The organism is Halomicrococcus gelatinilyticus, from assembly GCA_024227995.1.
GTDB lineage: Archaea > Halobacteriota > Halobacteria > Halobacteriales > Haladaptataceae > Halomicrococcus > Halomicrococcus gelatinilyticus.
In genome coordinates, this window is record CP100465.1 from 2,833,305 (window position 1) to 2,846,180 (window position 12,876).

Sequence of the window (12,876 nt, forward strand, 5' to 3'; positions counted from 1 at the left end):
GGTCCAGTTCGACGGGTTTAAGTTCGAGATGGGTCAATTTCCGGTGAGACAGGCATTGCCTGTTTCACTGACCCGTAGGAGCATTCCTGCGTACTACGGAGGTGAACGATGGCAGATAGTGAAATAGAGGAAGCAGTCTCTCGCGCACTCGAGGACTCACCGGGGCGGAACTTCCGCGAAACGGTGGACCTCGCGATTAACCTGCGCGATCTCGATCTGAACGACCCGTCGAACCGGGTCGACGAAAGTATAGTACTCCCGTCTGGCACCGGCCAGGAGACCCAGATTGTCGTGTTCGCAGAGGGCGAGACGGCCCTGCGAGCCGAGGACGTCGCGGACGAGGTCCTCGACGGCGACGACCTGGAGGACCTGGGCGACGACGACGACGAGGCCAAGGACCTCGCCAGCGCAACCGACTTCTTCATCGCAGAGGCGTCGATGATGCAAGACATCGGTCGCTACCTCGGTACGGTCCTCGGTCCCCGGGGCAAGATGCCCGAACCGCTTCAGCCGGACGACGACGTCGTCGAAGTCGTCAACCGGATGAAGAACACGGTCCAGCTACGGAGCGGTGACCGCCGCACGTTCCACACGCGCGTCGGGGCAGAGGACATGTCGGCCGACGAGATCGCCGACAACATCGACGTCATCCTCCGCCGTCTCCACACGGACCTCGAGAAGGGCCCACTCAACGTCGACTCGGTGTACGTGAAGACGACGATGGGTCCCGCGGTGGAGGTGGCCTGATATGTCCGCAGAAGCCGAACGCAAGACCGAGACCATCCCCGAGTGGAAGGAGGAGGAGGTCGGCGAACTGACCGACTTCGTCGAGCGCTACGGTAGCGTCGGCGTCGTCAGCGTCGCCGGCATCCCGAGCAAGCAGCTCCAGACGATGCGGCGCAACCTGCACGGCAGTGCCGAGCTCCGCATCAGCCGGAACACGCTGCTCGAGCGAGCGCTCGACGCCGTCGACAAGGACGTCGAGGAACTCGCCGATTACATCGAGGGACAGGTCGGCCTCATCGGGACGAACGACAACCCGTTCGGGCTGTACAAGCAGCTCGAGGCGTCCAAGAGCCCGGCACCCATCTCGGCCGGCGAGGTCGCCCCGAACGACATCGTCATCCCCGAGGGCGACACCGGCGTCGACCCGGGACCGTTCGTCGGCGAACTCCAGCAGGTCGGTGCTGCCGCTCGCATCCAGGACGGGTCCATCCAGGTGACCGAGGACAGCGTGGTCGCGGAGGAAGGCGACGAAGTCTCCGCCGACCTCGCCAACGTCCTCAGTGAACTCGGCATGGAGCCCAAGGAGGTCGGTCTCGACCTCAGCGCCGTCTTCTCCGACGGCGTCCTGTTCGAGGCGGACGAACTCGCCATCGACGTCGACGCCTACCGCAGCGACGTCGAGACGGCGGCGGCCCGCGCTCGGAACCTCGCGCTCAACGCGACGTACCCGACCGCGCAGACCACGCCCGCACTGGTCGCCAAGGCCGAGGGCGAGGCCAAGAGCCTCGGCCTCCAGGCCGCCATCGAGAGCCCGGACGTCGCGCCGGACCTCGTGAGCAAGGCGGACGCCCAGGTGCGCGCGCTGGCTGCCCAGATCGAGGACGAGGACGCGCTCCCCGAGGAGCTTCGCGGCGTCGAGGCTCCCGCTGCGGGCGGCGCGGCCGAAGAGGACACCGAAGACGAATCGAGCGACGAAGAAACCGAGGCCGAACCCGAACCCGAGGACGACGATGACGACGACGACGCCGCAGGCGAAGGGCTCGGCCAGATGTTCGGATAACGGAGGACTACAACAATGGAATACGTTTACGCTGCACTCATCCTGAACGAATCGGGCGAAGAGATCAACGAAGAGAACCTCACCAACGTGCTCGACGCGTCGGGCGTCGACGTCGAGGAGTCCCGCGTCAAGGCGCTCGTCGCCGCGCTCGAGGACGTCGACATCGACGAGGCCGTCGAGCAGGCAGCTGCGGTCCCCGCCGGTGGCGCGGCCGCCGGTGGCGCCGCGGAAGGTGGCGCCGAAGAGGCTGCCGAAGAGGAAGAGGCCGCCGAAGAAGAAGAGGCCGCCGAAGAAGAAGAGGAAGACGAGGACGAGGAGGCCAGCGGCGAGGGCCTCGGCGAACTCTTCGGCTAACGCCACGACGACCAGATCCGATTTTCTTTCGCGTGCAACCTGTCACATAGCCGTCGCGGCGGCCGACTGCGCCCACGCCGGCAGCGAGCCGTTCCGCGACGGACCTGCGTTCTTTCGTTCACTAGCTCCGGCGCAACCGAGTGCCGCGCGGTCGGACTCGCCGACCGTCCACTCACGAACGTTTAAACCTGAAGCCGGGACCACTCCGGCCCGATGGAGGCGTTCGGCACGCGACTGGTGTTCGCACCGGCGATCACGGCGACGGCGCTCGGGTTCGTGGTCGGGGGCATCGCGCTCGGGACGACGAGCGGGCTGGTCCCCGGCGTCCACGTCAACAACCTCGCGCTGTTGCTGGCGTCCGTCGCGCCCGCGATTCCCGGGCCGCCGCGACTGGTCGGCGCGGCCATCCTCGCCGCCGGCGTCGCCCACTCCTTCCTCGACGTGGTGCCCGCACTCGCGCTCGGCGTTCCCGACCCCGCGATGGCGGCCACGGCGCTCCCCGGCCATCGACTGGTCATCGAGGGACGTGGCCGCGAAGCGGTGCGCCTCTCCGCGCTGGGAAGCGGCCTCGCGGTGCTGTTCGCCGTCCCGCTGGCCGTGCCGGTGACGGGAGCCATGACGACCGCCTATCCGACCATCAGCACCCACCTGCCGCTGGTCCTGGCTGCGGTCGTCGTCGCCCTCCTCGCCACGGAACCGACGTGGCGGGGGCGTCTCGGCGGTGCGGTGGCGTTCGCCGCCAGCACCGCGCTCGGCTGGGCCACGCTCGACCTCTCGCCCGCTGCGCCGCTGTCAGGCGGTGACGTGCTCGCGCCGTTGTTCGCGGGGCTGTTCGGTGCGCCGGTGCTCGTCGAGGCCGTCGGCGGTGCGGGGGTGCCCGAACAGGCCGACCCCGCGGTCGCCGCGTCGCACGCGACCGTCGCCGCGACCGCGCTGGCCGGCACGGTCGCCGGCGCGGTCGTCGGCTACCTCCCGGGCATCTCCTCCGCCATCGCGGCCGTGTTCGCGCTGGCGCTCGTGCCCGGCCGGACGGGGTCGCGCGGGTTCGTCGTGGCGACCAGCGGCGTCAACACGGCCAACACCATCTTCGCCCTCTTCGCGCTCGTCTCGCTGGGGTCGCCCCGGACGGGCGTGATGGTCGCGCTGCAGGAGGCGAACGCGCCCGTGGTCCTCCCCCTGTTGCTCGCCAGCGCCGGCCTCGCGGGCGCGGTCGGGTTCGCGCTCGTCCTCCTCGTGGGCGACCGCTACCTCCGGACGGTCGGTCGGGTGGACAACACGCGCCTGTCGCTCGGGGTGCTGGCGCTGCTCGCGGTCGTCTCCTTCCTTTTCGCCGGCCCGGTCGGCGTGGGCGTCTTTCTCGCCAGCGGAATCGTCGGGCTGGTACCGGCGCAGGTCGGCTGTCGGCGGGTGCACCTGATGGGCGTGCTCATCGGCCCGCTGATGCTGGGGGTGTAAGCACGGGGAACGGAACGACTACCCGAAGTCCGAGAGCCGCACCTGCAGCCCCGAGACCATCTCGGACTTCCGGCGCAGAGCGGCGATGGAGACGGGTAGCTGTGGGACGATGGAGCGGACGGCGGCGTGGAACGACTCGGCCTCGCCGTACTCGCCCGCGAGCGCCTCGCGGCTCTCGGGTGCCTCGCCGGTGGCACCGCCGGGGACGCCGTCGAAGGCGTTGCGGACGCTCTCGCGGACCTGCCAGACGCCCACCGGGGCCCAGTAGTCGTCGCTGACCTCGCGGAGGACGAGCGCCTTCGCCTGCCGGCCCTCGTCGGCGAGATGTTCGAGGACGCCGAGCCGGGCGGCGTAGTACGCGCCCGCGGTCTCGTCGACGTAGCCAGTGCGACCCTCGTACCCCTCGTGGGCGCTGGCCAGCCAGACGTCGTCGTCGGGATTCGGGTTCCAGATGCTCCCGGGCGCCTTCATCTCGACGAGTTCGAACTCCCACTGACCGGGCGCGAGTACGACCCAGTAGCGGTTGCCCATGTACTCGTTCACCCAGACCTGCGTCTGGTCGATGCTCGGAGCGTCCCGTATCTGGCCGCGGAGGTACTGCCCCACCGTGTCGTCGACCGCCGTGATGGACCACCGCGTCGGGACGAGCCGGCGGTTGTCGCCGCGGCCGAGCGCGCCAGCCGAGAGGATTGTGTTGATGTCGTAGACGTCGTACCCGCGCCGGTAGAGGTAGTTCATCGCGCCCTGGGCCTGCCAGTCGTCGTCCTCCAGGGTCTTCTTCACCGGTCGGGGGACGTGGGGGTTCTCCGCGAGCTGGGCCGAGTCGGCGCGTGCGGAGGGGCCGGTCGGCGTCGCCACGTCGTCGACGTCCAGATCGAGGTCGAGCGACTCCGAGAGGCCGATCTCCACGTCGACGGGACGGTCGGCGATGGCGATCTCGCGCTGGACGCCGACGAAGCCGTCCCAGACGTCGTTCACGTCGACCTTGGCGGAGCGGTTGGAGTTGAGCAGCCCCGTCCGGTACTGGAGGACGTTGTCGATGTCGAGCCCGCGCCGGTACCAGTCGCCGCTGGTCGCGAAGTCGCTGGCGTTCTCCTCGGCGCCGACCGGCGAGAGGATGCCGGTAGAGACGTTCGGGTACGACGACCGGCCGACGAACACCGAGGGGGAGGTACTGCCGAACAGGGTGTCGCCCTGGGCGACCTCCTCGAAGCGGTCCTGGAAGTCGTCGACGTAGTCCAGTATCTCGTAGGACTTCTCCTCGGCGAGGCGGCGGCGTCGCTCGCCGTCGTCGGGTTGCAGCCCGTCGATGTACTCGTCCAGCCGCATTCGACGGGGGTTGGCACGCGACCGGCTTGAACGTTCGGTCCGACCGCGTCGGCCGTACCTCGTTCCGTGCGAGCGCCAGTACCCGCCCGTTCTGCCCGCTTCTCGTTCGGAAAAACTTAGAGGGTCGCGAGTGTCGTAGCGAACGCAATGCCAGAAGTCACTACTACGTCCGAAGCAGGTTACAGCTCCGAGAACGAGGCCCGCAACTTCTCGCTCACCATCGACGCGACGGGCGAGGACGCCCCCGACACGCTGGAAGCGCTGCTGGCCGCGTACGGGTCCTGCTACGTCCCCGCCCTGCGCGTCGGCGGCGAGCAGCGCGGCGCTGGCGACCTCGGCCGGATCGAGATCGAGGCTTCGGCCGATCTCAACGACGACGACAAGCTCGACGCCGTTCACTTCGACGTCGCGTGGGAGGCCGACGTCGACGACGAGACCGTCGACGAGATCGTCGAGCGCGCCCACGAGCTCTGCAAGGTCGGCGACGCCGTCAAGGAGAGCCTGGTCGCGGACGTCTCCGTCGAGACGGACGCCTTCTAGAGGACGATTCACCCTCTCGCCGTCGGCGGATTCGGGGGAACCGTCGACGGCGGCCGGGTGCAAAGGGAAGCGTATAAAAGTCGCGCGCGGGAAGGGGAAGGTATGAGTCAGTCGCAGAAGCAGGCGCGCAAATGCGTCTCCTGTGGGATCAACATCTCCGGCACGAACGCCGCGTCGTTCAAGTGCCCCGACTGCGGGCAGGACATCTACCGCTGTGCCAAGTGCCGCAAGCAGAGCAACCTCTACGAGTGCCCCGACTGTGGGTTCATGGGTCCGTAACGATGGGGAAAGTAGCTGCCAAGATCAAGGTCATGCCGAACAGTCCCGAGGTCGACCTGGACGGTCTCCAGGACCGCCTCGAGAACGCGCTCCCCGAGGGCGCCAAGATCAACGGCTTCGAGCGTGACGAGGTCGCGTTCGGTCTCGTCGCCCTCCTGCCGACGGTCATCGTCCCCGACGACACCGGTGGCACCGAGGCCGTCGAGGAGAACTTCTCGAACGTCGACGACGTCGAGAGCGTCGAAGTCGAGAACGTCGGCCGCATATAACCACTGCCGTCTTTTCGCGTTTCGACTAGTGACGTCGTCCGGTAGCAGCGGGTGTCCTGTCCGATACGCTCGCAGCTGGTCGGCCGGATTCCGTCCGCGAACCGTGACCTGAAAAGAGTCGGCAAGCGCAGTCGAGGGGAGCCGTCCCGTCAGTCCAGCGCGGCGTCGAACGCCTGCTGGAGGTCGGCTTTGAGGTCCTCGACGTTCTCGATGCCGACGCTGGCGCGGATGAGGCCGTCACGGAGGCCGGCCGCCAGGCGCTCCTCCTTCGGGATGGCGGCGTGGGTCATCGTCGCCGGTTGCTCGATGAGGCTCTCGACGCCGCCGAGGCTCTCGGCGAGCGTGAACACCTCGGTCTCGCTCACGACGTCGGCGGTCTCGTCGAGGCTGGCGTCGAGTTCGAAGCTGACCATCCCGCCGAAGTCGTCCATCTGCTCGGCGGCGAGGTCGTGGTCGGGGTGGGAGTCGAGGCCGGGGTAGTAGACGCGGTCGACGCGGTCGTGGGCGTCGAGCCAGTCGGCGATGGCGCGGGCGTTCTCGCAGTGGCGGTCCATCCGCACGGGGAGGGTCTTCGTCCCGCGGAGGACGAGGAAGCAGTCGTGGGGGCCGGGCGTCGCGCCGACGCTGTTCTGGTAGAAGCCGATGCGCTCGTCGAGGTCGGGGTCGTCGGTGACGAGCGCGCCGCCGACGACGTCCGAGTGGCCGCCGAGGTACTTCGTCAGCGAGTGGGAGACGATATCGGCGCCGAGTTCGAGCGGGCGCTGGAGGTACGGCGTGGCGAACGTGTTGTCGACGGCGCACAGGGCGTCCGCGTCGTCGGCGATGTCGGCCATCGCGGCGACGTCGACGACGTTGAGCAGCGGGTTCGTCGGCGTCTCGACCCACAGCAGTTCGGTCTCCGCGCGGACCGCGTCGCTGACGGCGTCGGGGTCGGTCATGTCCACGAAGCTGAACTCCAGGTCGTAGTCCGCGTACACCTGCGTGAAGATGCGGTGGGTGCCGCCGTAGACGTCCTCGCTGGCGACGACGTGGTCGCCCGAGGAGAGCAGGTTCAGGACGGTGTTGATGGAGCCCATCCCGCTGGCGAAGGCGCGGCCGAACTCGCCCCCTTCGAGGCTCGCGAGGTTCGCCTCCAGGTCGGAGCGGGTGGGGTTGCCGGTGCGGGAGTACTCGTAGCCGCGGTGGTCGCCCGGGGCGTCCTGGACGTACGTCGAGTTGGCGTGGATGGGCGTCATCAGCGCGCCCGTCTCCTCGTCCGGTTCCTGGCCGGCGTGGATGGATCGCGTCTCGAAGCGGAACTCCTCGTGGTCGTCGGTCATGCGCGAGGGGACGGAGGCCGGGCAGGTTACTCTTGTCCTTCGTCTGCCGGGACCCGGAGCTTTACCTCGCCGGTCGTTCACGTGGGTGACATGCTCGTACTTCGCGGCGCGGACGTGGTCGACGTCGACGGCGTCCGACAGGCGGACGTGGCGGTAGAGGGCGAGGAGATAGTGGCTGTCGGCGACGCACCTGACGACCCGGACGAGGAGATCGACGCGACCGGCCAGTACGTCGCGCCGGGACTGATCGACGCGCACGTCCACCTGATGATGGACGGCCGCCCCGACCCGAGTTCGGCGACCGACGAGAGCGAGACGATGCTGGCCTACCGCGCCGCTGCGAACCTCGAGGACGCGCTCGACGCGGGCGTGACCACCGTCCGCGACCTCGGCGCGCCGTCGACGCTCGCGCTCGACGCCGCCGATGCGGTCGAGACGGGCGTCCTGGAGGGGCCGCGCGTGCTCGCCTGCGGCGAGAACGTCACCATGACCGGCGGGCACGGCCACTGGTTCGGTCGCGAGGCAGACGGGCAGGCGGCGGTGAAGCAGGCCGCCCGCGAGCAGCTCAAGCGCGGTGCGGACGTCGTCAAGTGCATGGCGACCGGCGGCGTGCTGACCGAGGGCGCGCTCACCGGCGCGCCCGAACTCGACGAGGCGGAACTGACCGCGCTCGTCGACGCAGCCAGCGCGAAGCGCGTGCCGACGGCCGCGCACGCCCACGGTGCCGCCGGCATCAAGAACGCCGTCAGGGCCGGCATCTCCAGCGTGGAGCACGCTACCTTCATGGACCGCGAGGCGGCCGAACTGATGGCCGAGGAGGGAACCTACTGGGTGCCGACCGCGAAGGCGCTCCACGGAATCATCGAGGCCGGGACCGACGCTGGCATCCCGGCGTGGGCCGTCGAGAAGGCAGAGGAAGCGGCCGAGGCGTTCGCGGACTCCTTCGAGCACGCGCGCGACGCCGGCGTCCCCATCGCGATGGGAACCGACGCCGGGACGCCGTTCAACTTCCACGCCGACATCCCCGAAGAGCTACAGTTGATGGTCGAGTACGGCCTCTCGCCAGAGCGCGCGCTGGCCGCCGCGACCGTCGACGCAGCGGACCTGCTGGGACTCGACGACGTCGGCCGCGTCACCGAGGGGTACCGCGCCGACCTGGTCGTGCTCGACGCGAACCCACTCGACGACGTGGCGGCGTGGGGATCGCCAGCACGCGTCGTGGTGCGAGGGAGCGTGTATCGCTGACGCCGGCACGTCACAAGGTCTTTTATATCCAGGCATGGACCAAGTACGTACATGAGACGGCTGCTGGCTGTCGGCCTCATCGTCGTGTTGCTTGCGGGGTCGTTCCCGGCGTCGGGAGTGACCCAGACGGACACGACGGCGACGGCGGCGCCGCAGACTATCGCGAGCGCCCAGGAGTTCGACTCGGTAGAATTTCAGATTCTCGTCCACGAGGACGGCTCCGCCACGTGGACGTTCCGCTACGAGCGCACGCTGGACAACGAGACCGAGCGCCAGCAGTTCCGGGAGTTCGCCCGGAAGTTCGAGAACGAGAGCACGCCGCTGTACACGAACTTCCAGAAGAACGCCATCGCCCTCACCGAGGACGCGAGCACCAAGACCGAGCGCGTGATGAAGGCCGAGGATTTCTCGCGCAACGCCACCCTCGGCGGCGTCGGACTGCAGAAGAACCTCGGCGTCGTCGAGATGTCGTTCACCTGGACCTCGTTCGCCTCGATGGGGGACAACAACACGCTCGTCATCGGCGACGCGTTCCGGGACGGCCTCTACCTCGGGGAGAACCAGACGCTCGTCGTCGAGACGCAGAGCGACATGCCGATCGTCGCCGCCAAGCCGACGGAGGGTCGGGCAATGACGGGCGACTCGCTCGCCGACAGCGAGGCCGTCTCGTGGTCCGGCGAGCGGAAGTTCAACGACCAGCGGCCGATGGTCGAGTTCGACGCCCCGAACCAGACCGTCACCTCCGTCACCGAGACCACGAGCCCGCCCGGCGGTGACGGTCCCGGCGAGAACAGCGAGGAACCGGCGTCGGAGTCGCCGATGATGCTGATGCTCGCTGCCCTCGTCGTCATCGTCGGTCTCGCCGCGGCGTTCGCGTGGCGGCAGGGCGGCCTCGGGTCGCTGCCGAACGGCGACGGCGGCCGACCCGACGCCGGTCCCGGCGGTGCGGCGACCGAATCCGAGGACGTCGCCGACAACGACACCGAGCCAGCCGTCAGCGACGAGGAACTGCTGACCGACGAGGCGCGGGTGAAGAAGCTCCTCCACGAGAACGGCGGCCGCATGAAGCAGGTGAACATCGTCGACGAGACCGGCTGGTCGAAGTCCAAGGTCAGCATGCTCCTCTCGGAGATGGAGGACCAGGGCGACATCAGCAAGCTCCGCGTCGGCCGCGAGAACATCATCAGCCTCGACGGCCACGAACCCGACGCGGCGGGGTCGCCGCTGGACGAGTAGTCCCGGTCGCAACCGGCCTTTTCGGGAGCCTGGTTTTATTACGTTCGTCGGCGCGCGACCGTCGGACTCGAGATGGATGGAGCCCCCCGGCCGGGCACGGTCGAAGGACCTCCTGGACGGCTCGTCACGTCCCTCGGCCTCGTCCGGCGTCGAGGTGGTCGTCGCGTCCTGCCTGTCCCTGGAACCGTCCCTGTCGACGTGGGCGCGCTATCTCGTGGGCATGGCAACGGTCGTCTACGAACGGCCGGACGGGACGAGAACGGTGGAGGCGGACACCGGACGTATCTCCGGGGCGAACGTGCTGGAGAATCACGGTTTATTCGCTCAGCCACCGCCGGAGACCTCTCCAGTTCGGCCCGAAGCGCCTCTGGAACCGGATTCCGAAGCCCCTGCGTCAGCACCGCGTCGACAGGGCAGACCCCGACTGTGTGTCGGCGGTGAGGACTCACTCCACAGCCTGCACCAGACGGACGGGGCCGGCGTCGAGCGGTGGTCCGTGCCCCGGGCAGACCCACTCGACGCGGGGCATCCTGTCGAGCAACGTCCTGATGCTCTCCTCGACCTGCCGGGCGTCGTAGCTCGTTATGCGGCCGGTGGGCTGCAGGTCGCCTCCTTTCGCGTAGGCGAGGTCGCCGAGGAAGGCGACGTCGAGACCCTCGTGGACGTAGGCGACGTGCCCGGGCGTGTGACCAGGCGTGTGGTACGCGCGGAACCCGCCGAGGTCGTCGCCGTCCCGGATACGCCGGACGGGGAGGTCGGGGAGGGCCAGGCGCCGGTAGTACAGTCGGTGGAGAGCTTCGAGGCCGTTCCGGGCGGTCCACGGCGGGCGGCGCTCCCCGGCGACGTACGGTGCGTCCTCGCGGTGGACGAAGACGGGGGCGTCGAGATCCGGCGTCAGTCCCGCGAGCGTCCCGACGTGGTCGGCGTCGTAGTGGGTCAACAGCACCCGGTCGACGTCAGCCGGTCCGAACCCCGCCTCGTCGAGGCCCGCCCGGACCGTCGCCTCGTCGCCGGGCCACCCGGCGTCCACGAGCGTACAGGTGCCGTCGTCGACCACGTACACGTTCGGCATGTCCCGGGTCCGGCAGTCGACGTGCCAGACCCCGTCAGCGAACTGCGTTGCCATCGGTGAGGCTTCGGACCCCCGGACCGTATTCCTTCCGGCTGGCTAACACGTCGGTCGGCAGCGGTGAACGCCGCCGTACCGGAGTCACTCCGTTCGCTCGACCGCCAAGCCTCGCAGTGAAATTTATGACCGTTCATCTATATCTGACGACATGAGCGAACGGGTGGAGTACGTCGACGCGGGCGACGTCCTGATTCCGAAACTCGGCCTCGGGACCTGGCAGAACACCGGGGAAAGCTGTACGGAGACGGTCCGCACGGCGCTGGACCGGGGGTACCGCCACGTCGACACGGCCGAGGCGTACGACAACCAGGCGGCGGTGGGCGAAGGCATCGCCCGGTCCGACGTCTACCGCGACGAGGTGTTCCTCACCACGAAGGTGTGGCGCTCGAACCTCCGCCACCAGGACGTCCTGGACTCCGTCCACGAGAGCCTCGACGAACTCGGCGTCGAGTACGTCGATTTGCTGTTGATCCACTGGCCGCACCCCCGAGTCCCGGTCGAGGAGACGCTCGACGCGATGGCCGAACTCCGCGAGTCAGGGGCCGTCGAGCACGTCGGCGTCAGCAACTTCACGCGCTCGCAGCTCCAGACGGCACGGCAGGTCGCCGACGTTCCCGTCGTCGCCGACCAGGTGCTCTACCATCCGTACAAGGACCAGTCGAACCTCCAGCGGTACTGTGCGGGGAACGACGTCGCGCTCACCGCCTACAGCCCGCTGGCGCGGGGAGAGGTCCTTTCGGATGCGGTCCTCGAACGCATCGGCGAACGCCACGACAGGAGCGCCGCACAGGTGGCGCTCCGCTGGCTCGTCCAGCAGGAGAACGTGGTCGCCATCCCGAAGTCCAGCAGCCGCGAGCACCTGGAGGAGAACCTCGCCGTCTTCGAGTTCTCGCTCACCGACGCGGAGATGGCGCGCATCAGCGACCACGGTGGCCCGCTGGGGGTTCGCCTCCGCAACCGCCTCCCCTCGCTCGTGCGTCATCTCCCGCTCTGAGAGTCGACACCTGTGCGGCTATCCGGACATCCGCGACCGCCGAACGGGACCCAGACATCGTCAGCCTCCTCGTCGAGACGGACGGGTCGCTCCCCGACGAGGACGCCGCTCGACTCGTCCTCGACCAGGGCAGCAACCCGATGCGGGACTGGACGTCGACACGGACTCGCTCACCGGCCGCTCCATCGAGATGTCGTCGGTGGTCGAACCGGCGGCCGAGGAACTCGGTGAGCCGGCGGACGGCGGTTCCAGCGCCAAGTCCGCGCCAGCGTTCTACCAGTGGGGAGTGCGACGTCGGGCGGCGATTGAAGAAGGTATTTAGTCGCTGCAGAGCGTTGTCCGGTAATGGCACAGTACGAGGCGTTCGATCCAGCTGTCGAGGTCCACGGCCAGACGATTCTCACCGTGATCGACGACGCCCTCGCGCGCTTCTCCGAGGAGTACCGGCGGCGCGCGCGCGAGGCGCTGGCCGAGAACGGGGTGGAAGACCCCGCCCCGGACGAGTGGTATCCACAGCAGGCGTGGTTGGACACGTTCGAGACGATCGCCGACCAGTTGGAGCCGCACATCCTGGACCGGCTGGGGGAACAGATCCCCGACGTCGCGGACTGGCCTGCCGGCGTCTCGAGCGTCGCCGACGGACTACGGTCCATCGACGAGGCCTACCAGCGCAACCACCGTGGCGACGACATCGGCTTCTACCACTTCGAGGCGCTCGACGACCGGACCGGCGAGATGACCTGCAAGACGCCGTATCCGTGCCCCTTCGACCGCGGGCTGATACGGGCGCTCGCCCAGCAGTACGCGCCCGTCGAGTCGTTCGTGTTCGTCGAGGAGGTCGGTGACGAGTGTCGTCGTGAGGGCGCCGACACGTGCACGTACGCCGTTTCGTGGTGACGACGCTTTCTGGATACCGCTGTCTGGTCGGGGTTCGGCCGCTG

At 68.7% G+C, this 12,876-nt stretch carries 14 protein-coding genes; 11 read left to right on the forward strand and 3 right to left on the reverse strand.

Annotation, left to right across the window (positions count from 1 at the left end):
• Positions 1–108 precede the first annotated feature (108 nt).
• From NKT36_RS14960 to NKT36_RS14975, 4 genes are all read left to right on the forward strand, one after another.
• Positions 109–747: a 50S ribosomal protein L1 gene (locus NKT36_RS14960; protein WP_327051862.1), complete on the forward strand. Its 639-nt coding sequence runs from the start codon at positions 109–111 to the stop codon at positions 745–747.
• A 1-nt stretch (position 748) separates the two neighbouring features.
• Positions 749–1,786, forward strand: coding sequence for a 50S ribosomal protein L10 (locus NKT36_RS14965; protein ID WP_327051863.1), 1,038 nt, complete (start codon positions 749–751; stop codon positions 1,784–1,786).
• Positions 1,787–1,801: 15 nt separating this feature from the next.
• Positions 1,802–2,140 carry a 50S ribosomal protein P1 gene (gene rpl12p, locus NKT36_RS14970; protein ID WP_327051864.1) on the forward strand — a complete coding sequence of 113 codons (339 nt, stop codon included), beginning with the start codon at positions 1,802–1,804 and terminating at the stop codon, positions 2,138–2,140.
• Between the two features lie 213 nt (positions 2,141–2,353).
• A complete protein-coding gene (locus NKT36_RS14975; RefSeq protein WP_327051865.1) occupies positions 2,354–3,595 on the forward strand; it encodes a tripartite tricarboxylate transporter permease in 1,242 nt (413 codons plus the stop codon).
• 18 nt (positions 3,596–3,613) lie between these two features.
• Here NKT36_RS14975 and nreA read toward each other — a convergent pair whose 3' ends face one another.
• Positions 3,614–4,924 carry a DNA repair protein NreA gene (gene nreA, locus NKT36_RS14980; RefSeq protein ID WP_327051866.1) on the reverse strand — a complete coding sequence of 437 codons (1,311 nt, stop codon included), beginning with the start codon at positions 4,922–4,924 and terminating at the stop codon, positions 3,614–3,616.
• A 147-nt stretch (positions 4,925–5,071) separates the two neighbouring features.
• On the opposite strand from nreA, the gene NKT36_RS14985 reads away from it, so the two are divergent.
• The 3 genes from NKT36_RS14985 (at position 5,072) to NKT36_RS14995 (ending at position 6,012) form a co-directional block, all read left to right on the forward strand.
• Positions 5,072–5,464, forward strand: a complete 393-nt coding sequence (locus tag NKT36_RS14985; protein ID WP_327051867.1) for an OsmC family protein — start codon at positions 5,072–5,074, stop codon at positions 5,462–5,464.
• Positions 5,465–5,566: 102 nt separating this feature from the next.
• Positions 5,567–5,743 carry an HVO_2753 family zinc finger protein gene (locus NKT36_RS14990; protein WP_327051868.1) on the forward strand — a complete coding sequence of 59 codons (177 nt, stop codon included), beginning with the start codon at positions 5,567–5,569 and terminating at the stop codon, positions 5,741–5,743.
• Between the two features lie 2 nt (positions 5,744–5,745).
• On the forward strand, positions 5,746–6,012 hold the full coding sequence (locus tag NKT36_RS14995) for an elongation factor 1-beta (RefSeq protein WP_327051869.1): 267 nt from the start codon (positions 5,746–5,748) through the stop codon (positions 6,010–6,012).
• A 149-nt stretch (positions 6,013–6,161) separates the two neighbouring features.
• On the opposite strand, the gene NKT36_RS15000 is transcribed toward NKT36_RS14995, so the two are convergent.
• Positions 6,162–7,331 (reverse strand): cystathionine gamma-synthase, encoded by a 1,170-nt coding sequence (locus tag NKT36_RS15000; protein WP_327051870.1) that lies wholly within the window; start codon positions 7,329–7,331, stop codon positions 6,162–6,164.
• 90 nt (positions 7,332–7,421) lie between these two features.
• On the opposite strand from NKT36_RS15000, the gene NKT36_RS15005 reads away from it, so the two are divergent.
• Together NKT36_RS15005 and NKT36_RS15010 are read left to right on the forward strand one after the other, a co-directional pair.
• On the forward strand, positions 7,422–8,576 hold the full coding sequence (locus NKT36_RS15005; RefSeq protein WP_327051871.1) for a metal-dependent hydrolase family protein: 1,155 nt from the start codon (positions 7,422–7,424) through the stop codon (positions 8,574–8,576).
• 51 nt (positions 8,577–8,627) lie between these two features.
• Positions 8,628–9,812, forward strand: a complete 1,185-nt coding sequence (locus NKT36_RS15010; protein ID WP_327051872.1) for a helix-turn-helix transcriptional regulator — start codon at positions 8,628–8,630, stop codon at positions 9,810–9,812.
• Between the two features lie 445 nt (positions 9,813–10,257).
• On the opposite strand, the gene NKT36_RS15015 is transcribed toward NKT36_RS15010, so the two are convergent.
• Positions 10,258–10,938: an MBL fold metallo-hydrolase gene (locus tag NKT36_RS15015; RefSeq protein WP_327051873.1), complete on the reverse strand. Its 681-nt coding sequence runs from the start codon at positions 10,936–10,938 to the stop codon at positions 10,258–10,260.
• A 151-nt stretch (positions 10,939–11,089) separates the two neighbouring features.
• On the opposite strand from NKT36_RS15015, the gene NKT36_RS15020 reads away from it, so the two are divergent.
• Together NKT36_RS15020 and NKT36_RS15025 are read left to right on the forward strand one after the other, a co-directional pair.
• On the forward strand, positions 11,090–11,935 hold the full coding sequence (locus tag NKT36_RS15020) for an aldo/keto reductase (RefSeq protein ID WP_327051874.1): 846 nt from the start codon (positions 11,090–11,092) through the stop codon (positions 11,933–11,935).
• A gap of 345 nt (positions 11,936–12,280) precedes the next feature.
• The gene (locus NKT36_RS15025; RefSeq protein ID WP_327051875.1) at positions 12,281–12,832 is read left to right on the forward strand and encodes a hypothetical protein; all 552 of its coding nucleotides are present in this window, start codon (positions 12,281–12,283) and stop codon (positions 12,830–12,832) included.
• Positions 12,833–12,876 lie beyond the last annotated feature (44 nt).

Excerpts from the sequence above, each read along its gene's own strand:
- NKT36_RS14960 (WP_327051862.1), top strand. The coding sequence starts at position 109 with ATGGCAGATAGTGAAATAGAGGAAGCAGTCTCTCGCGCACTCGAGGAC.
- NKT36_RS14965 (WP_327051863.1), top strand. The coding sequence starts at position 749 with ATGTCCGCAGAAGCCGAACGCAAGACCGAGACCATCCCCGAGTGGAAG.
- rpl12p (WP_327051864.1), top strand. The coding sequence starts at position 1,802 with ATGGAATACGTTTACGCTGCACTCATCCTGAACGAATCGGGCGAAGAG.
- NKT36_RS14975 (WP_327051865.1), top strand. The coding sequence starts at position 2,354 with ATGGAGGCGTTCGGCACGCGACTGGTGTTCGCACCGGCGATCACGGCG.
- nreA (WP_327051866.1), bottom strand. The coding sequence starts at position 4,924 with ATGCGGCTGGACGAGTACATCGACGGGCTGCAACCCGACGACGGCGAG.
- NKT36_RS14985 (WP_327051867.1), top strand. The coding sequence starts at position 5,072 with ATGCCAGAAGTCACTACTACGTCCGAAGCAGGTTACAGCTCCGAGAAC.
- NKT36_RS14990 (WP_327051868.1), top strand. The coding sequence starts at position 5,567 with ATGAGTCAGTCGCAGAAGCAGGCGCGCAAATGCGTCTCCTGTGGGATC.
- NKT36_RS14995 (WP_327051869.1), top strand. The coding sequence starts at position 5,746 with ATGGGGAAAGTAGCTGCCAAGATCAAGGTCATGCCGAACAGTCCCGAG.
- NKT36_RS15000 (WP_327051870.1), bottom strand. The coding sequence starts at position 7,331 with ATGACCGACGACCACGAGGAGTTCCGCTTCGAGACGCGATCCATCCAC.
- NKT36_RS15005 (WP_327051871.1), top strand. The coding sequence starts at position 7,422 with ATGCTCGTACTTCGCGGCGCGGACGTGGTCGACGTCGACGGCGTCCGA.
- NKT36_RS15010 (WP_327051872.1), top strand. The coding sequence starts at position 8,628 with ATGAGACGGCTGCTGGCTGTCGGCCTCATCGTCGTGTTGCTTGCGGGG.
- NKT36_RS15015 (WP_327051873.1), bottom strand. The coding sequence starts at position 10,938 with ATGGCAACGCAGTTCGCTGACGGGGTCTGGCACGTCGACTGCCGGACC.
- NKT36_RS15020 (WP_327051874.1), top strand. The coding sequence starts at position 11,090 with ATGAGCGAACGGGTGGAGTACGTCGACGCGGGCGACGTCCTGATTCCG.
- NKT36_RS15025 (WP_327051875.1), top strand. The coding sequence starts at position 12,281 with ATGGCACAGTACGAGGCGTTCGATCCAGCTGTCGAGGTCCACGGCCAG.